The organism is Evansella vedderi, from assembly GCF_030813435.1.
GTDB lineage: Bacteria > Bacillota > Bacilli > Bacillales > Salisediminibacteriaceae > Evansella > Evansella vedderi.
In genome coordinates this window covers 228295-246617 of record NZ_JAUSUG010000003.1, presented here as the reverse complement: position 1 = coordinate 246617, position 18323 = coordinate 228295, and the positions used below count along the sequence as shown (strand labels likewise).

At 38.7% G+C, this 18323-nt stretch carries 15 protein-coding genes and 1 pseudogene; 15 read left to right on the top strand and 1 reads right to left on the bottom strand.

The window, feature by feature from the left end; all coding sequences use genetic code 11:
• Positions 1–86 precede the first annotated feature (86 nt).
• The 10 genes from coaBC (at position 87) to spoVM (ending at position 12422) form a co-directional block, all read left to right on the top strand.
• Positions 87–1298, top strand: a complete 1212-nt coding sequence (coaBC, locus tag J2S74_RS05570) for a bifunctional phosphopantothenoylcysteine decarboxylase/phosphopantothenate--cysteine ligase CoaBC (RefSeq protein WP_307322864.1) — start codon at positions 87–89, stop codon at positions 1296–1298.
• The gene (gene priA, locus J2S74_RS05565) at positions 1295–3724 is read left to right on the top strand and encodes a primosomal protein N' (protein ID WP_307322863.1); all 2430 of its coding nucleotides are present in this window, start codon (positions 1295–1297) and stop codon (positions 3722–3724) included. The genes coaBC and priA overlap by 4 nt, the downstream gene beginning before the upstream one ends.
• Before the next feature lie 170 nt (positions 3725–3894).
• Positions 3895–4836, top strand: coding sequence for a methionyl-tRNA formyltransferase (gene fmt / locus J2S74_RS05560; RefSeq protein ID WP_307322861.1), 942 nt, complete (start codon positions 3895–3897; stop codon positions 4834–4836).
• A gap of 1 nt (position 4837) precedes the next feature.
• A complete protein-coding gene (gene rsmB / locus J2S74_RS05555) occupies positions 4838–6187 on the top strand; it encodes a 16S rRNA (cytosine(967)-C(5))-methyltransferase RsmB (protein WP_307322858.1) in 1350 nt (449 codons plus the stop codon).
• Positions 6188–6226: 39 nt separating this feature from the next.
• Positions 6227–7315: a dual-specificity RNA methyltransferase RlmN gene (gene rlmN / locus J2S74_RS05550; RefSeq protein WP_307322857.1), complete on the top strand. Its 1089-nt coding sequence runs from the start codon at positions 6227–6229 to the stop codon at positions 7313–7315.
• A 5-nt stretch (positions 7316–7320) separates the two neighbouring features.
• Positions 7321–8076, top strand: coding sequence for a Stp1/IreP family PP2C-type Ser/Thr phosphatase (locus J2S74_RS05545; RefSeq protein ID WP_307322855.1), 756 nt, complete (start codon positions 7321–7323; stop codon positions 8074–8076).
• The gene (gene pknB / locus J2S74_RS05540; protein WP_307322853.1) at positions 8069–10081 is read left to right on the top strand and encodes a Stk1 family PASTA domain-containing Ser/Thr kinase; all 2013 of its coding nucleotides are present in this window, start codon (positions 8069–8071) and stop codon (positions 10079–10081) included. Before J2S74_RS05545 ends, pknB begins: the two co-directional genes overlap by 8 nt.
• 160 nt (positions 10082–10241) lie before the next feature.
• Positions 10242–11126: a ribosome small subunit-dependent GTPase A gene (gene rsgA / locus J2S74_RS05535; RefSeq protein WP_307322851.1), complete on the top strand. Its 885-nt coding sequence runs from the start codon at positions 10242–10244 to the stop codon at positions 11124–11126.
• A 1-nt stretch (position 11127) separates the two neighbouring features.
• The gene (rpe, locus tag J2S74_RS05530; RefSeq protein ID WP_307322848.1) at positions 11128–11778 is read left to right on the top strand and encodes a ribulose-phosphate 3-epimerase; all 651 of its coding nucleotides are present in this window, start codon (positions 11128–11130) and stop codon (positions 11776–11778) included.
• Positions 11779–12341: 563 nt separating this feature from the next.
• A complete protein-coding gene (gene spoVM, locus J2S74_RS05525) occupies positions 12342–12422 on the top strand; it encodes a stage V sporulation protein SpoVM (RefSeq protein ID WP_307323171.1) in 81 nt (26 codons plus the stop codon).
• A gap of 614 nt (positions 12423–13036) precedes the next feature.
• On the opposite strand, the gene rpmB is transcribed toward spoVM, so the two are convergent.
• Positions 13037–13225: a 50S ribosomal protein L28 gene (gene rpmB / locus J2S74_RS05520; RefSeq protein ID WP_217066652.1), complete on the bottom strand. Its 189-nt coding sequence runs from the start codon at positions 13223–13225 to the stop codon at positions 13037–13039.
• 250 nt (positions 13226–13475) lie between these two features.
• Between rpmB and J2S74_RS05515 the strand changes: the two genes are divergently transcribed.
• The 5 genes and pseudogenes from J2S74_RS05515 to sdaAA all read left to right on the top strand — a co-directional run bounded on the left by J2S74_RS05515 (position 13476) and on the right by sdaAA (position 18317).
• Positions 13476–13841 carry an Asp23/Gls24 family envelope stress response protein gene (locus J2S74_RS05515; protein WP_307322845.1) on the top strand — a complete coding sequence of 122 codons (366 nt, stop codon included), beginning with the start codon at positions 13476–13478 and terminating at the stop codon, positions 13839–13841.
• Positions 13842–13860: 19 nt separating this feature from the next.
• Positions 13861–15550, top strand: a pseudogene (locus tag J2S74_RS05510) (DAK2 domain-containing protein).
• Between the two features lie 31 nt (positions 15551–15581).
• Positions 15582–16439 (top strand): DegV family protein, encoded by an 858-nt coding sequence (locus J2S74_RS05505; RefSeq protein ID WP_307322842.1) that lies wholly within the window; start codon positions 15582–15584, stop codon positions 16437–16439.
• A gap of 300 nt (positions 16440–16739) precedes the next feature.
• Positions 16740–17402, top strand: a complete 663-nt coding sequence (sdaAB, locus tag J2S74_RS05500; RefSeq protein ID WP_307322839.1) for an L-serine ammonia-lyase, iron-sulfur-dependent subunit beta — start codon at positions 16740–16742, stop codon at positions 17400–17402.
• 27 nt (positions 17403–17429) lie between these two features.
• Positions 17430–18317 (top strand): L-serine ammonia-lyase, iron-sulfur-dependent, subunit alpha, encoded by an 888-nt coding sequence (gene sdaAA, locus J2S74_RS05495; RefSeq protein ID WP_307323169.1) that lies wholly within the window; start codon positions 17430–17432, stop codon positions 18315–18317.
• Positions 18318–18323: the final 6 nt, after the last annotated feature.

Below are 18323 nucleotides of genomic sequence, written 5' to 3'. Positions count from 1 at the left end.
GTTGTTTTTTCTTTTGTCATTCTGAGATTTTTTAGGTATCGTGTAGATAGAAGTGTGAAAAGGGATATTTGTTGGAGGGACGAATAATGGAGAAGAAATTTAATGTTTTACTTTGTGTCTCAGGAGGTATTGCTGTCTTCAAAGCAGCAGCCTTGACAAGTAAGTTAATACAGAGCGGTTATAATGTTAAGGTGGCAATGACAAAATCGGCAACGGAATTTGTAACCCCTTTAACCTTTCAAGCATTGTCTAGAGATCGTGTTTATACGAATACCTTTGAGGAAAAGGATCCAGAAAAGATTGCTCATATAGATGTCGCTGACTGGGCAGACGTGGTCTTAGTTGCTCCTGCTACAGCCAATGTTATTGGGAAGTTCGCCAATGGAATAGCGGATGATATGGTGACTACGATTCTGTTAAAAACAACGGCCCCTGTTTATATAGCTCCAGCAATGAATGTACATATGTATGACCATCCTGCCGTTCAAAAGAATATGGAAATTCTAAAATCCTACGGCTATCAATTTGTGGAACCGAATGAAGGTTATTTAGCCTGTGGCTACGAAGGGAAAGGAAGAATGGCGGAACCAGAGGATCTTCTTATACTCATAAACAACCATTTTTCGAAAAAAATCAATCCTGAATGGCATGGGAAAAAGATCTTAGTTACTGCAGGACCAACTCGTGAGAACATCGATCCTGTCCGCTTTTTTACTAATCGTTCTTCTGGGAAAATGGGCTATGCTATTGCGGAGGAAGCAGCAGCACTAGGTGCTAATGTTATCCTCGTATCCGGTCCGACGAATCTTACACCGCCAAAGGGTGTAAAGTTTATACCTGTAGAATCGGCAGAGGAAATGTATCAAAAGGTCATGAGTAACTTTGAGGAAATGGATATAGTGATTAAGGCTGCAGCTGTAGCAGATTATCGTCCAAAATACACATATGACCAAAAGTTAAAGAAGAAGGATGGGGAACTAGTTATTGAAATGGAACGGACGAAGGATATATTAAAAACACTTGGGGAAAAGCGTGTTCATCAAACATTAATAGGGTTTGCTGCTGAATCGGAAAAGATTGAGCAGTACGCTCTTGGAAAACTAGAGAAAAAGCAAGTGGATATGATTGCAGCAAACTCTATTGTTGCGGAGGGGGCTGGCTTCCAAGGAGATACTAATGAACTGACATTGTATAGAAAACAGGGGGAGCCTGTTCACATTCCCATGACAACTAAGTCTGAAGCAGCAAAGCAATTATTGGAGGTAGCAATGAATCTGCATTTGGAGAAAAACAAATGATTGCTCGTGTCATTGTGGATGTTGCAACAAATCAAACGGACAGGCTTTTTGATTATCTTATTCCCGCCCCATTTATTGATACGATTCTACCTGGAATGAGGGTTGTAGTCCCCTTTGGTCCGAGGAAAGTACAAGGGTTTGTTTTGGAGATAGGAGAAACGAGTGAATTCGATATTAAAAAATTGAAGCCTATTGAAGAATTAATTGATGTAGAACCCCCTTTGACGAATGAACTGTTGGATCTTTCTTTTTGGGTAAAAGATCAGACATTATCCTTTCATATTGGTGTCCTTAAGGTCATGCTTCCAGCTGCCATGCGTGCTAAATACAAAAAAGAAGTTCATCCTCATCCAGACATAAGTATTGAAGATATGTCACCGCATCTAAAAACATTTTTTAAACAACATGACTCTGTTCTTGATTGGGATGAACTAATCAAAAAAGGGACAGATCTGGAGCGGAAGCTGTTAATGGAAGGGGTAAAGAAACAGGAGCTCAGGATTATTCCTATTGTTGGAACAGGGGAAACGAAGAAAAAAAGAAATGCTGTTCGCCCAGCCTTTTCGAAAAAAGAATTAGAACAATTTAAGTCTTCTTTGACCAGTCAGGCTAAAAAACAAATAGATTTAGTAGATTATTTTATAAGCAAACCAACGGAAATATCTGTTGTAGAATTAATGGAAACTACTCAAACCTCAAGGAGTACCATAAATACACTTGTACAAAAAGGAGTGTTAGTCCAAGAGGAAGTGGAGATAAGGAGAGACCCCTACGAGGGAAGGAAGTTTGAACGGACAGAAGCCCTTCCCTTAACGGAAGAACAGAGAGCGGCATTAAACCCTATTTTAAACAAGATGGATAAAGGTGAGCATGAAACATTTTTATTAAGAGGAGTTACAGGTAGTGGCAAAACGGAGGTTTATCTTCAAGCCATCGATAGAGCTTTGTCTCTAGGGAAAGAAGCCATAATGCTCGTTCCTGAAATATCTTTAACACCACAAATGGTAAAAAGGTTCAAAGAACGATTTGGTTCCGAGGTGGCAGTACTTCACAGTGCCCTTTCCAAAGGGGAAAAGTATGATGAATGGCGGAGAATAAGGGATAAGAAAGTACGGGTTGCTGTTGGAGCACGATCTGCTATTTTTGCTCCCTTTGAAAATATTGGAATGATCATTATTGATGAGGAGCATGAAACGAGTTATAAGCAGGAGGAAGCCCCCCGTTACCACGCTCGTGATGTGGCTATTAAAAGGGGAGGATATTATAAATGTCCAGTTATATTAGGAAGTGCTACTCCTTCTTTGGAAAGCTTTGCTAGGGCTCAAAAAGGTGTATATCATTTATTAACGATGGAAAAACGCGTAAACAATGTGCAGTTACCTGTGGTAAATATCATTGATATGCGAGAAGAGCTTAAAAAGGGAAACAGGTCCATGTTCTCTGAATCCTTAACGGAGGCAATGAGGAGTCGACTAGAAAAAAAGGAGCAAATGGTTTTATTTCTCAACCGTAGAGGGTATTCAACGTTTATCCTCTGTCGAGACTGTGGATATGTAGCTCAATGTCCACATTGTGATATATCGTTAACTTATCATCGCACAAATCAAACTTTACAATGCCATTATTGTAACCATATAGAAACACCACCAACTTTTTGCCCAAGCTGTGAAGGGGACTCTATTCGTTTCTTCGGTTCAGGGACGCAGAAGGTGGAGGAAGAACTACAAAAAGTTTTTCCGGACATACGAGTTATCCGAATGGATGTAGATACGACAAAGCGTAAAGGATCCCATGAAAAATTACTTGATAGGTTTGGAAGTGGAGAAGGGGATGTTCTCCTAGGGACACAAATGATTGCGAAAGGGTTGGACTTCCCGAACATAACATTGGTGGGAATCCTAGCTGCAGATTCCATGCTACATATTCCAGATTTCAGATCAAGTGAACGGACTTTTCAACTATTGACACAAGTAAGCGGCAGGGCAGGACGTCATGAAAAAGCAGGGGAAGTTATCGTTCAGACATATACACCGGATCACTATAGTATTGTAGATGTAAAACAGCATGATTATGTTTCTTTTTATCAAAGGGAGATGCAATTACGAAAGCAAGCAGCTTATCCGCCCTATTATTTTTTAACATTGATCCATGTAAGTGATACGGACTTAACGAATGCTATACGAGTTACAGAAAAAATATGCCATTATTTACGTGAGAATCTTTCACCAACCACCTTAATATTTGGACCAGCTGCCTCATCCATTCCAAGGATCAAAGATAGATATCGTTATCAATGCATGATAAAATACAAAGTTGAACCTAAGATGATCAAAGTACTTCAAGAAATAATTAAAACATACCAAGGGGAAATGGCCCGAACAGACCTATCCGTACTAATAGACACAAACCCATACATGATGATGTAATTGGAATTGTCCTGTCTCAACAGGAGAAGACACCGCAGTGAGCATGCCGGTGCGAAGCGAGGAGGCTGATTGCCTGCGGGCAGCCTTTAGTCGTAATTGGTCCGCCTGAAATGGATCCGACCAATAATCTTTTTGAGAAATAAGCCTTAAATAGAAATGGAGGAACGGCAATGAAAGTAGTATTTATGGGGACACCTGACTTCGCAGTACCTATATTAGATGCTTTAGTTGAAAATGAATATGATGTTCAATTAGTAGTCACTCAACCCGACAGGCCAAAGGGCAGGAAACGACAACTAACTCCGCCACCAGTTAAAGTAGCTGCGGAAAAGCATGGTATTCCAGTATTCCAACCTGAAAAAATAAAAAAAGCAGAGGAATGGCAAAAGGTTGCTGAAATTCAACCGGACATACTAATAACAGCAGCATTTGGACAAATCTTACCTAAAGGACTTCTCGATGTACCCCCATTAGGGTGTATTAATGTTCATGCTTCCTTACTTCCGAAATATCGCGGAGGTGCCCCGATTCATCAAGCTATCATTGATGGGGAGAAAGAAACGGGGATCACCATTATGTATATGGTGGAAAAGTTGGATGCAGGGGCAATGCTTTCCCAGAGTGCTATCCCGATTGAAGAGACGGATACAACGGGAACAATGCATGATAAGTTAAGTAAGTTAGGAGCTTCACTACTTCTAGAAACTCTTCCTGAAATTATGGAAGGGTCTATTACGGCGGTGGAACAAGATGAATCAGAGGTAAGCTATGCTCCCAATATAACGAAAGATAAAGAAATTATTAATTGGAACAGGACAGCTAGGGAAATATATAATCAAGTCCGTGGATTGGTACCTTGGCCTGTGGCATATACTACTTTTGATAACAGCCGGTTAAAAATATGGTGGACAGAAGTATCTACGGCGAAAATAAACGAAGATCCAGGTACAGTCATTCAGATTGATCAAAATAGCTTTTCTGTAGCCTGCGGAGAAGGAACGGTACTAAATATAACGGAGCTTCAACCTTCCGGAAAGAAAAGAATGGATACAAAAACTTTTTTACTAGGGGCAGGGAAGGACTGGACAACTGGTCTTAAGCTAGGAGAATAAGATGAAACAAGGTAATGTAAGAGAGTCTGCATTAGAAGTACTTTTGAAAATTGAAAAAAACCAAGCCTATAGCCATTTGTTATTAAACGAGACCATTAAAAAAGCAAAGCTGAATCCTAAGGATGTTCCTTTACTAACAGAGGTTGTCTATGGAACAATTCAGTTTCAAAAAACGATCGATTATTATTTAACACCATTTTCGAAGCGGCCTTTACATAAATTAGAAAAATGGGTGTTAATTCTTTTACGATTAACTCTCTATCAAATGGTGTACCTAGACAGGATTCCTGATCATGCTGCCATAAATGAAGCCGTTCAGATTGCCAAAAAAAGGGGACATCAAGGGATTGCTGGAATGGTGAATGGGATATTACGGTCCATTCAGCGTGGAGAACTCCCAAATCCTGAAGCAATTGAAGATCCTATGGAACAACTCGCTGTAAAGACAAGCCATCCAGTCTGGTTAATTTCCCGTTGGAGTAATCAATACGGTACTGAAAAAACAGCTAAGATGGCTGAAGCAAATCTGTTACATCCCATTCATACTGTAAGGTTAAATACACTAAAAGCTTCAAAGGCTGAAGTTATTCAATCCTTACAGAATGATGGTATTGAAGCAAAGGAAAGTAAGAATATACCAGAAAGTCTCGTTATTCTGAAAGGGTCAGTTATTCCGACAAAAGCATATAAAAAAGGCTGGATTACTATTCAAGACGAAGGTTCCATGTTAGTTGCATACGCCTTAGACCCTAAAGAAAATGAACGAGTCCTTGACGCATGTGCAGCACCAGGCGGGAAATCTACCCATATAGCTGAAAGAATGGGCAATAGGGGGGAAGTAGTCTCTCTTGATATCCACAAGCACAAAGTGGGACTTATTGAACAACAAGCTCAAAGGCTCCAACTAACAAATATACATGTACAAACTATGGATGCAAGGGGCGCTGAAGAACATTTTGAACGAGAGAGCTTTGATCGCATTTTAGTCGATGCACCATGCTCTGGATTAGGGGTTATCCAAAGAAAACCTGATTTAAAATGGACTAAAAGTATCGAAGATATTCATCATCTGTCAACAGTTCAGCGAGATATATTAGATTCAGTGTGGCCATTGTTAAAAGCAGGTGGACGTTTAGTTTACAGTACATGTACGATAGACAAAGAAGAGAATAATAAGGTCATTACATCATTTGTTGAAGAGAGACAAGATGCTTATTTCGATGAAACACTGATGGATAGACTACCTGAGTCTTTCCGTGATTGTAGTGGAACAGAACTAGGTATGTTACAGCTTTTTCCTGGTGAAAAAGGAACCGATGGATTTTTTATTTCATCTATAATGAAAAAATAATTGTGTGAAAGGAAAAATCACACTCAAAGGTGGGTCACCATGTTATCGCAAGCAAAAAATACAGGTTTAAATACGGAAGTTAAAGACTCTTTATATTCTTTAACCTATGATGAATTAATTGACTGGTTAAAAGAAAAAGGGGAGCCGGCATTCCGGGGAAAACAAATTTATGACTGGTTATATGTAAAACGTGTAGAAAGTTTTGAAAAGATGACGAATTTGTCAAAGGATTTAAGAGGTGCCTTGGCGAATGAGTATTCATTGACTACGTTAAAAACAATTACTGAACAAACCTCAAAGGATGGTACAATTAAATTTTTATTTGAGCTAAATGATGGTTATTCCATTGAGACTGTTGTGATGCGGCATAACTATGGTAACAGTGTTTGTGTTACTACCCAAGTTGGCTGCCGCCTTGGATGTACCTTCTGTGCTTCCACACTTGGGGGTTTAAAAAGAAATCTAGAGGCGGGTGAAATCGTAGCTCAAGTTTTAATGGCACAGAAATTTTTAGACGAAAAAGGTGAAAGAGTGGATTCCATTGTAGTCATGGGGATCGGCGAGCCTTTTGATAATTACGATGAGCTCATCCGTTTTATAAAGACAGTGAATCATGATTACGGTCTAAATATTGGTGCTAGACATATAACTGTATCAACAAGTGGTGTCGTTCCGAAAATCTATCAATTTGCCGATGAAGGAATGCAAGTCAATTTTGCCATCTCCCTGCATGCCGCAAATACAGAAATCCGCTCAAAGTTAATGCCAATTAACCGAGCATTCCCATTGGAAAAGCTAATGGATTCCATTCGCTATTATATAGAAAAAACCGGGCGGAGAATTTCCTTTGAATATGGATTATTTGGGGGTGTTAACGATTCCGTTGCGGATGCGGAAGAGTTGGCAAATCTAATAAAAGGAATAAAATGTCATGTGAATTTAATACCGGTTAACAATGTTTTGGAGAGGGATTATGTGCGAACACCAAAGGAGCAAATATTTGCTTTTGAACGCACCTTAAAAAATAGAGGAGTTAACGTGACTATTCGAAGAGAACAAGGGCATGACATAGATGCTGCCTGCGGTCAACTTCGGGCAAAGGAGCGGAAAGAAGAAACGAGGGGATAAATGTTATGAAAGCTGTATTTCGAACAGATGTGGGTCAATTAAGACCTCACAATGAGGATGATGGAGCTTATTTAATGGATGACCAAGGCCAGCTTCTAGCACTCGTGGCTGACGGGATGGGCGGTCACCAAGCTGGTGATGTGGCAAGTAAAATGACAAAAGAAATTATGTTAAATAAGTGGGAAGAAAATAAAGAGAAATTCAGTCCTAAAAATGCAGAGAAGTGGTTAGAAGAAACGATTCATGATATAAATAGGCATCTGTTTGAGCATGCCCAGAATAATCCTCAGTGTGATGGTATGGGTACAACGTTAGTTGCTGCAATTTGTACTGACCAGTTTATTTCTGTGGCGAATGTTGGAGATTCCAGGGTTTATTTAAAGACTCAAGATGAATTAAAACAAATAACAGATGATCATTCTTTAGTAGGTGAATTAGTTCGTTCTGGTCAAATTACGGAAGATGAAGCAATGTACCATCCCCGAAGAAATGTGTTGTTGAGGGCATTAGGTACAGAGTTAAAACTTAAGATAGATATTGATACAATCAACTGGGATTTAGGCTCTCATCTGTTACTTTGTTCCGATGGGTTAACGAATAAGGTCCTTGATAAAGATATTAGTGAACAATTAAATTTTGAAAGAACGTTAGACGAAATTGCAGAAAACTTAATCAAAATGGCAAATGAACGCGGTGGCGAGGATAACGTTACTATAGCCATTGTTCGTCACACTTCAGAAGGAAGTGAAGACGATGAATAAAAGAATAAATGACCGTTATGAACTGCTGAAGCCCATCGGCGGTGGGGGAATGGCAAATGTCTATTTGGCTAAAGACATTATCTTAGATAGGGAAGTAGCCATTAAAGTTCTAAAACCACAGTTTTCTGAGGATGAGGAGTTTATCAGAAGATTTAGAAGGGAAGCTCAAGCGGCCACAAGTTTGTCCCATCCTAATGTTGTAAATATTTATGATGTTGGGGAAGAGGATAAAATTTATTATATAGTCATGGAATACGTCCGTGGTAATACGTTAAAGGATTATATTCAACAAAAGGGGAAGCTTCATGTACAAGAAGCAGTGCAAATTATGGAGCAAATTACCTCGGCAATTGAGCATGCCCATGAAAATCATATTATTCATCGGGATATCAAACCCCACAATATTTTACTTAGTACTGAGGGAATTGCTAAAGTAACAGACTTCGGAATTGCCAGAGCCATTAGTGATGCCACCATTACACATACTAATTCCGTATTAGGATCTGTTCATTACTTATCACCAGAACAGGCTAGAGGTGGGAATGTAACTTATAAATCTGATATTTATTCACTTGGTGTTGTTATGTATGAAATGCTGACTGGTGAAGTGCCTTTTAACGGGGATACCGCTGTATCCGTAGCCATTAAGCATTTACAAGAACCGTTGCCTTTTTTAAGGGATATTGATCCATCTATTCCCCAAAGTGTCGAAAATGTAGTGCTAAAGGCTACTATGAAGGATCCACTAGATCGTTTTCATTCTACAGATGAAATGCTTCATGATCTCATTACTGTATTTGATATAAGTCGTAAAGGGGAAAAAAGAGTTACAATTCCTGTGAAAGATGACGAAGCAACAAAAGCTGTCCCCATTATTGGGAATGATACTAATGATAATGAGCAAGTAACAATGGTTCATGGGAAGCCTAATGACGGACAAGCTAATCATATAAACACAGGGAATGGAAAGAATAAAAAAAATAAGAAGAAATCACTAAAGTTTTGGATTATAACATCATTATTTACCTTATTCTTTATTTTGGCTACGATGTATGTTGCATTTTCATTGATTCCTAGTTGGCTTCACGTGGAAGATGTAACAATCCCTGATGATTTAATAGGTATGGAATATGAAGAGGCATATGAAAAATTAACAGATTTAAAGCTAGAGGTAGAAAAGGAGCTTCGTTTTGATGAGGATGTAGAAGAAGGACATGTTATCAGCCATAATCCACGTGCTGGTTATACAGTGAAGGTTGGAGCTACGGTTAGATTAATTGTCAGTGAAGGAACGGAACCGGTGGAAATGGTAGATGTCATTGGAGAGTCACAGGAAAGGGCAGAGCGTATACTAGAAGATTACATGGATAGACAATATGAATATAGGGAATCAACGGAGCACGATGACGATATAGTCCTAGACCAATCCCCTGAACCTGGAGAACTTGTTATTCCAAAGGAAACGGTAGTCACCTTAACGTTAAGTAAACGCCCGACAGTTAACATGCCAAATCTTTACGGTATGACCCAGGATGAAGTGAATCGATTATTATCCGGAAATAATATGTTTAGTGAAATAGTGTTTAAAGAGGAACACCACCCAACAATGGAAGAGGGAAAAGCATTTGCACAAGACCCTCCAAGGAATGAAGAACTACGGGACAGAACAAGAGTAACGGTGACCTTTTCCCTTGGACCAGAGCCAGAGGAAGAACCAGAGGATCAACCTATTACAGCAACTGTTCCATTTAATGTTAATGTTCCTGAAGGTAATGGTGATGGTGAAGAAAAACCGACATACCGGATTAGAATCTCTGTTATTGATATGATGAATACAGCCCCTAAGATGGTTGTGGAAGAAGAAATTAGTGAGAGCAGGAGATTTCATGTACCATTAACTGTAGCACCAGGAGGAAGCGGATTCCTACTGTTATACGTAGATGGCGAGGAACATGAAAAATCACCATTTGAATATACGTACGAAGAATTGAGACAATATCAATAGAAAAGTAATGAATGCCCTAAGGTCATGGAGAAACGGTGATAGGGCATAGCAAGACATTTTTTTATTTCAGTGACATAAATTACTACATTATTATAAGTAAAACGCCTATAATAACAAAAAAAAAAGGAGCAATCTGAAGTGGGCATTTATGGAGGTACTAATGGGGCAAGGTAGAATAATTAAAGCACTAAGTGGTTTCTATTATGTTGAAAATAAGGATGGAGTATTCCAATGCCGTGGGCGGGGTAATTTTCGCAAAAGAAAGATCACTCCACTAGTTGGAGATTGGGTTGAGTTTGAGGCTGCCAATAAAACAGATGGGTATGTGTTAGAAGTTTATGAGCGAAAGAATGAATTAGTCCGCCCTCCAATTTGCAATGTAGATCAAGCAATTCTTGTTTTTTCTACAGAAGAACCTTCCTTTAGCTCTTTGCTGCTAGATCGATTCTTAGTTCATGTTGAGGCCAATGATATAGTGCCGATCATTTGTTTATCTAAAATTGATTTATTAGAAAAGGAGAAGGGCGAGGAAATTCAATCTTTTGAAAAGGAATATCGTCAACTGAATTATGAGGTGGTCAGTACATCCATTTATGTTGATGAAACGATTGAGGCACTACGTCCCTACTTAGTGAATAAAGTTTCTGTCTTTGCTGGCCAATCGGGTGTTGGCAAGTCATCCCTATTAAATGCCCTAAAGCCTGAATTAAATATTGAAACGGCCCCGATTTCTAAAAGTTTAGGGAGGGGAAAGCACACCACAAGACATGTAGAACTTATTCCATTTGACGGTGGAGGCTATGTTGCAGATACTCCAGGATTTAGCTCTTTAGATTTTGAGGGTATTGAAGTGGAGGACTTGACCTTTTGTTTTCCTGAAATGCGAGATCGTATGAGTGAATGTAAATTTCGAGGATGTACACATGTTAATGAGCCAAAATGTGCCGTAAAAGAAAGTGTTGCTTCCGGCGAAATACCTAATTATCGTTATGAGCACTATATTGACTTTATAAATGAGATAAAATCACAAAAACGGAGGTACTGAAATGATTAAAATTGCACCATCAATTTTGTCGGCAGATTTCTCCAGGCTTGGGGAAGAAATAGCTGATGTGGAACAGGGAGGCGCAGATTATATCCATGTGGATGTTATGGATGGTCATTTTGTACCTAATATAACGATAGGTCCATTAGTCGTAGACGCTATTCGACCTATAACAAAGCTTCCTTTAGATGTTCACTTAATGATTGAAGATCCGGATCGGTATATATCAGAGTTTTCAAAGGCTGGAGCAGATATTATTAGTGTACATGCTGAGGCTACTAGACATTTGCATAGGACGATTCATTTAATTAAGGAACATGGTGTCAAACCGGGTGTTGTCATTAATCCGGCAACACCTGTTTCAATGATTGAAAATATCATAGAGGATGTAGACTTAGTTTTGCTAATGACTGTGAACCCAGGGTTTGGAGGACAAGCATTTATTCCTTCTGTACTTCCTAAGATCACACAGGTTCGTAATTTAGTGAACCAAATTGGCAGATCCATTGATATAGAGGTGGATGGGGGAGTCAATCCAGACACCGCAAAACAATGTATTGAAGCGGGGGCAAATGTATTAGTTGCAGGGTCTGCAGTTTATAAAAGCCGTAATCGAAAACAGGCTATTGATTCCATTAGGGGAACATTATAAAAGGAGCGCATTGCGCTCCTTTTATAATTTAAAGGTTGTTTTTGCAAACGATGTTTTTTTAAAAGCTTGGAGAAGGGGAAAACGTCCGCCTGTAACGTGTATGCTAAAAAAACTTTACGCCGCCCACTCTATCGAATACCTATATAACGGAATCACAGTATAGGAGTATGCTGAATATGGTATAGAGAAAAGTGATTATTAATGTATCTCTTTCATAGCTATCAAGGGTGAATAGGAATTTCTGGAAGAATCGTTGTTATTCATTAAAGTGTATCTTAATCATATTTACATCTAGTTTTAATGTCGGAGATGCATTTAAATTTTGAAAGCTACTCTTTCTTTTAAAAAAAATACCATTAACTAAGAGGTAAATGTCTTATAACCCTTACTTAGCAGGAAACACCGAATAGAATTCTTAAAAAAAGTTTAGAAGGAGAAGGTTTTCTAAGAAAATAGGTACTATTTCCGACTCAATGAATATAATGGATAATAACGAAGCACGTTTATTTTAACTCAACATGTCCTTAATGTGGCAAGGGCAGCTCATTCGAGGAGGGGGAAAAATGAAGTTTTATACGATCAAATTACCTAAGTTCATCGGCGGGTTTGTAAAAGCGTGTTTAGGTGCATTTAAGAAAGGGTAGACCTTATACAAAACTACTACATTTCTTGTTTTAATAAGTTATTTAATAAGGTATTAGCGACCTTCTTTATGTCAGTGGCACGCTCCATGTTCCATGTCTCATCCCCTAAGTAAAGTTAGGAGTTCAGGGAGAGACATATTAAATGATAAACGGCGAAGTAATTCTCTTCGCTCGCCTATTATGGGTACCCCACTTATAATAGGCTTTTAGGAGTGGGTGACGATATGCTACAGGCTTTTAAAAAAAGACTGTTTTCGTAAAAGTTGTTGTTTTTTAGAAGCTTGGAAAAGCGAAAGGTGGCGACTCCAACGGAAAAAGCAACAGCTACGAGCGTTCCTTCACGAGTATGCTGAAGCGTTGCCCGCTGAACCAGGACGTGGGGTTGCTTTTAGGCGTAATTGATCCGCCTGTAGCGTATCCAAGCCAACTATCATAAAAACAACATATTTTTATACGTTGAGTAATCGCAAGAGCACAATTATAAAACAGCTTTTAAAAAAAGCAACATAGTTTCGAAATCAGCCTAATGAAAAAACGGCGCATAAGCGCCGTTTTTTAGTATAATTATAAGATTGTGATCAAATAAGTGATTTTGATCAGGGCAGTACATCTAATTAAACACGTTCTACTTTACCTGATTTAAGTGCTTTAGCAGAAACGTATACACGCTTTGGTTTACCGTCAACTAAAATACGGACCTTTTGTACGTTAGCACCCCAACGACGTTTTGTTGCATTTAAAGCGTGGGAACGCTTGTTACCAGAGCGTGGTCCTTTACCAGTAATTACGCATTTACGAGACATGATTTTCCCTCCTTCACATACACGAGCGGTTCAACTACATTGAACGATTCACTTTTAAAAACACTAAGTAATCTTAGCATAAGGATAAAAAGATTTCAAGTTAAAATGATGAAAGTTTCAAGGGGAAATGCTTGACAGTATGGTCTACATATAGAATTATTAATACATACGATGTTTTCTTTTAAAAAACAATTATATATAGTAAAATGACTTTAGCCAGTAAGGTAAAAGACCCAAAGGAGGCGTTTGCATGACCATCGAAATGAAAACGAACTATGGAAAAATTGACGTTTCAAAAGAAGTGGTGGCCGTGATAGCTGGAGGAGCAGCTATCGATTGCTATGGAATAGTGGGAATGGCATCTCAGAAACAATTAAAAGACGGTATCACTGACCTCTTAGGGAAAGAAAACTTGGGCAGGGGCGTTATTATTCGAGAATTAGAAGATGATGAAATCCACATTGATATGTATATTATTGTAAGCTACGGAACAAAAATTTCAGAAGTAGCTCATAATGTACAATCAAAGGTAAAATACCAATTAGAACAAATGCTTGGTTTAAAGGTGGATTCAGTTAATATTTTTGTACAAGGAGTACGCGTAACTAACCCTTAGCAGTTAGGAGGAACAGTCTGTGACTATTAAAATAATAGAAGGTGAAAAGTTTGCCCATATGCTAATAGAGGGGGCAAACAATTTATCTAACAATGCCAAAATAATTGATGCATTAAATGTGTTTCCGGTACCTGATGGGGATACGGGAACAAATTTGAATTTAACCATTACTTCCGGTGTAAAGGAAGTAAAGGGACAATCAACAGAACATGTGGGAAAAGTTGCCGGAGCATTTGCTAAAGGTCTTTTAATGGGGGCTAGAGGTAACTCTGGAGTAATTTTGTCCCAATTATTTCGAGGTTTTTCTAAGTCTGTGGAAGGAAAAGAAACAATTAACGCCAAAGATTTAAGTAAAGCCTTTGAATTTGGTGTGGAAATGGCTTATAAGGCAGTAATGAAGCCAGTTGAAGGGACGATCTTAACTGTCGCGAAGGATTCTGCAAAGAAAGCCGTCACATTTGCAAAAAAAAAATGACGACACTGTTGCATTGATGGAGGAAGTAGTTAAAGAAGCAAAGGCCTCTTTAGAAAGAACTCCAGATCTTTTACCTGTATTAAAAGAGGTGGGGGTCGTGGATTCCGGTGGACAAGGTCTTGTAACCATCTATGAGGGCTTCCTCGCAGTATTAAAAGGGGAGAAAATTGTTGATCTAGTACAAAAATCTCCAAGTATGACAGAACTTGTTCAAGTGGAACACCACCAATCTGCACAAAGCCATTTATCTACAGAGGATATTGAATTTGGCTATTGTACAGAAGTAATGGTTAAATTCGAATCGGATAAGGTTCAAGAAAATCCTTTTGATGAAGGGAAATTTAGAGAAGCATTAAGTGCTCATGGTGATTCTTTACTTGTTGTTTCGGACGAAGATTTACTAAAAATACATATTCATGCAGAATATCCTGGTAATGTCATTTCAGAAGCGCAAAAGTTTGGTTCATTAGTTAATGTGAAAATTGAAAACATGCGTGAACAACATTCAAGTATTTTAGAGCAGGAAAAAGGTGGAAGCGCTTCAATGCCACCTAAACCTGAGAAAAAAGATGAAAAAACGGAATATGCAATTATTACAGTAGCCATGGGTGACGGTATCGCAAAGCTGTTTAAAGGACTTGGAGCAAAACGGGTAATTGAAGGTGGACAAACAATGAATCCTTCTACAGAGGACTTTGTTAAAGCTATTAATGAAGCAAATGCGGACAAAATTATCCTATTACCTAACAATAGCAATATCATTATGGCTGCAGAACAAGCAGCTACTGTTTCCGACTTGGATGTAGTTGTAGTTCCGTCTAAATCCGTACCACAGGGGTTAGCTGCGTTACTAGCTTTTAACCCAATAGAGTCTCTTACAGATAATCAGGCAGAAATGACCACTTCTTTAGGGTCAGTAAAAACGGGAGAGGTTACTTATGCTGTTAGAGATACAAGCTTAAACGGTGTTCAAATTAAAAAAGGCGATTTCATGGGAATTCACGAAAAGGAAATCGTTTCTACTTTACCTAATGTACAAGAGGTTGCGAAGGAGCTTCTTTCCAAAATGGTGGACGAGGATAGTGAAATAGTCACTATTATTTATGGTGAAGATCGTACAGAACAAGAGGCAGATGAACTTGCAAGCTATCTTGAAGAGCAATACGAAGATATTGAAGTAGAAGTTCATATTGGAAATCAACCACTCTATTCTTACATCATCGCAGTAGAATAAATGTGGTTCAAATTATAAGGGGGTTGTGTTTATGGGGAAAGTACACATTGTCACAGATTCAACAGCGGATATTCCAAAGGAGTTACAAAAAGAACTAGATATTACTGTCGTACCATTGAAGGTTCATTTTGGTGAGGAAACATTTGAAGATGGTATTGACTTAACATCTGAACAGTTTTATAAAAAATTAACAGAATCGGGTCAAATTCCAACGACATCTCAGCCAACCCCACATCAATTTGAAACGGAATATCGTCGCATTACACAGGAAGACCCAGGCACAGATATAATTTCTATTCATTTATCATCAAAGCTTAGCGGCACATTTCAATCTGCATATATAGCTTCCCAAACACTTGGGGACGAAGTTTCATTAACTGTTGTAGATTCTAAAAGAGCTTCCTATGCCATTGGAATTATTGTTGTTGAGGTTGCTCGGTTAGCGAAAAATGGAGCTACAAAAGAGGAATGTTTAGGAAGGCTTAATGAACTACTAGAGGATACTTCCCTTTTCTTCTTGGTTGATACCCTTGAGTATTTAGAGAAAAATGGTCGTATCGGTAAGGCTTCTGCGGTGTTAGGTTCATTATTGAAAATAAAGCCGATCCTTTCCCTTAACGAAGATGGAGAAGTATACCCTTTTGAAAAAGTAAGGGGGCAGAAAAAAGCTATAGCAAGAATGGTTCAAGAGTTTGAGCAAAAATATGGTCAGGAATTAATAAATGTAGCTATTTCCCATGCAAATGTGGAAGACGAAGCAAAGCAATTGATAGAAATGATGAAAGAAAAATTTAATGTAAAAGAATCAGTAGTTACGGATATTGGGCCGGTAATTGGAACGCATGTTGGACCAGGTGCCATCGCAATAATCGCAACAAAAGCAAAATAATATTTCATTAGTATTAAACCAATATTATAGAAGAGGCTGGGACATAACTAAAGTGTTTAATCGGAAATACGAACAATACACTACCTTAGCGAAGTATATTTCCGAAGCGGGTAGATTGCACCTACATCTAGTTTGTTCGGATTTTTTATTAGTAAAAATACTTTTGTCCCAGCCTCTTTTTCATGTGTATTTTCGGAATGTATGCGGTTTTATAGCAGTTTAAGGACCATTTTGTTATTATATACATAGTTATAATAAAAGATTAATTGATATAGATTTCAGTGCCAGGAGGATTTATATATGAAATATCGCAGCGTTTTTGATATCATTGGACCAGTAATGATTGGACCATCAAGTTCCCATACTGCAGGAGCCGCGAGAATAGGACTCGTGGCGAGACAACTTTTTCAGAAGGAGCCTTCTTGGGTTTCCTTTCATTTATATGGTTCCTTTGCGAAAACGTACCAAGGTCACGGAACGGACGTAGCTTTAGTCGGTGGAGTTCTGGGTTTTGAAACCTTTGACACAAGGATTACAGAGTCCATGAAAATAGCGAAGGAAAGAGGATTAAACTACTCTTTTCATGAGGAAGAGGCACAGCTGGACCATCCCAATACAGTAAAAATTCGTATGGGTGATGACCATCAAGAAATGGAACTTGTCGGGGTGTCCATAGGTGGAGGAAAGGTTGAAATTAAGGAATTAAATGGTTTCGAGCTTCGCCTAAGTGGAAATCACCCGGCTATTTTAGTTGTTCATAATGACAGGTTTGGAGCAATTGCTTCTGTGTCTACCATTTTAGCTAAGCATCAAATAAATATTGGACATATGCAGGTTTCCCGTAAGGAAGTTGGAAAAGAAGCCTTAATGGTTATAGAGGTAGACCAAAATATTGGTCCGGATATATTACAGGAAGTAGAAGCATTAGACCACGTAGAGAAAGTAACAAAAATACACGAATAACATGCTTCTAGGAGGTATTTGAAAATGATGTTTCGTAATGTACAAGAACTAGTTTCTTTAGCTGAAAAAGAAGGAATACCTATTTCAGAAATAATGATTCGTCAGGAAATGGAATACCACGAACGAACACGGGAAGAAATATTTGCTCAAATGGAACGAAATTTAAATGTAATGGAAAAAGCAGTGGAACGTGGTATTACAGAAGATGTTAAATCAGTTTCAGGTCTCACTGGTGGAGACGGGAAGAAGCTTTTTGAATATATGCAATCAAAAGAAACGTTAGCAGGAAATCAGCTGTTAGAGGCTGTTGCAAAGGCAATGGCAACAAATGAAGTTAATGCAGCCATGGGAACTATTTGTGCCACACCTACAGCAGGATCAGCTGGAGTAGTTCCAGGTGTATTATTTTCTACGAAAAATAAATTAAATCCAACCCGTGAGCAAATGATCCGCTTTTTGTTTACTAGTGGAGCATTTGGTTTTGTTGTGGCGAATAATGCCTCTATATCAGGGGCAGCGGGTGGGTGTCAAGCAGAGGTTGGATCCGCAACGGGAATGGCAGCAGCAGCATTAGTTGAAATGGCTGGGGGTACACCAAAACAGTGTGCAGAAGCGATGGCAATGGCTTTAAAAGGAATGTTAGGATTAGTATGTGATCCTGTAGCAGGTTTAGTAGAGGTGCCATGTGTTAAAAGGAATGCTTTTGGTTCTTCTAATGCCATTGTGGCAGCGGACTTAGCTTTGGCTGGGATTGAAAGCCGAATTCCTTGTGATGAAGTAATTGATGCCATGTACCGTATTGGTGAAGCAATGCCATCAGCTTTCAAAGAGACAGCAGAAGGGGGCTTAGCAGCAACCCCTACAGGTAGAAAATATCAAGAGCAAATTTTTGGAGCTTCTGTAAAAAAGGTGTGAAATAAG

Coding starts and splice junctions, on each gene's coding strand:
- rlmN (WP_307322857.1), top strand. CDS start 6,227: ATGTTATCGCAAGCAAAAAATACAGGTTTAAATACGGAAGTTAAAGAC.
- J2S74_RS05505 (WP_307322842.1), top strand. CDS start 15,582: ATGGGGAAAGTACACATTGTCACAGATTCAACAGCGGATATTCCAAAG.
- rpe (WP_307322848.1), top strand. CDS start 11,128: ATGATTAAAATTGCACCATCAATTTTGTCGGCAGATTTCTCCAGGCTT.
- J2S74_RS05515 (WP_307322845.1), top strand. CDS start 13,476: ATGACCATCGAAATGAAAACGAACTATGGAAAAATTGACGTTTCAAAA.
- pknB (WP_307322853.1), top strand. CDS start 8,069: ATGAATAAAAGAATAAATGACCGTTATGAACTGCTGAAGCCCATCGGC.
- fmt (WP_307322861.1), top strand. CDS start 3,895: ATGAAAGTAGTATTTATGGGGACACCTGACTTCGCAGTACCTATATTA.
- J2S74_RS05545 (WP_307322855.1), top strand. CDS start 7,321: ATGAAAGCTGTATTTCGAACAGATGTGGGTCAATTAAGACCTCACAAT.
- rsmB (WP_307322858.1), top strand. CDS start 4,838: ATGAAACAAGGTAATGTAAGAGAGTCTGCATTAGAAGTACTTTTGAAA.
- rsgA (WP_307322851.1), top strand. CDS start 10,242: ATGGGGCAAGGTAGAATAATTAAAGCACTAAGTGGTTTCTATTATGTT.
- rpmB (WP_217066652.1), bottom strand. CDS start 13,225: ATGTCTCGTAAATGCGTAATTACTGGTAAAGGACCACGCTCTGGTAAC.
- sdaAA (WP_307323169.1), top strand. CDS start 17,430: ATGTTTCGTAATGTACAAGAACTAGTTTCTTTAGCTGAAAAAGAAGGA.
- spoVM (WP_307323171.1), top strand. CDS start 12,342: ATGAAGTTTTATACGATCAAATTACCTAAGTTCATCGGCGGGTTTGTA.
- priA (WP_307322863.1), top strand. CDS start 1,295: ATGATTGCTCGTGTCATTGTGGATGTTGCAACAAATCAAACGGACAGG.
- coaBC (WP_307322864.1), top strand. CDS start 87: ATGGAGAAGAAATTTAATGTTTTACTTTGTGTCTCAGGAGGTATTGCT.
- sdaAB (WP_307322839.1), top strand. CDS start 16,740: ATGAAATATCGCAGCGTTTTTGATATCATTGGACCAGTAATGATTGGA.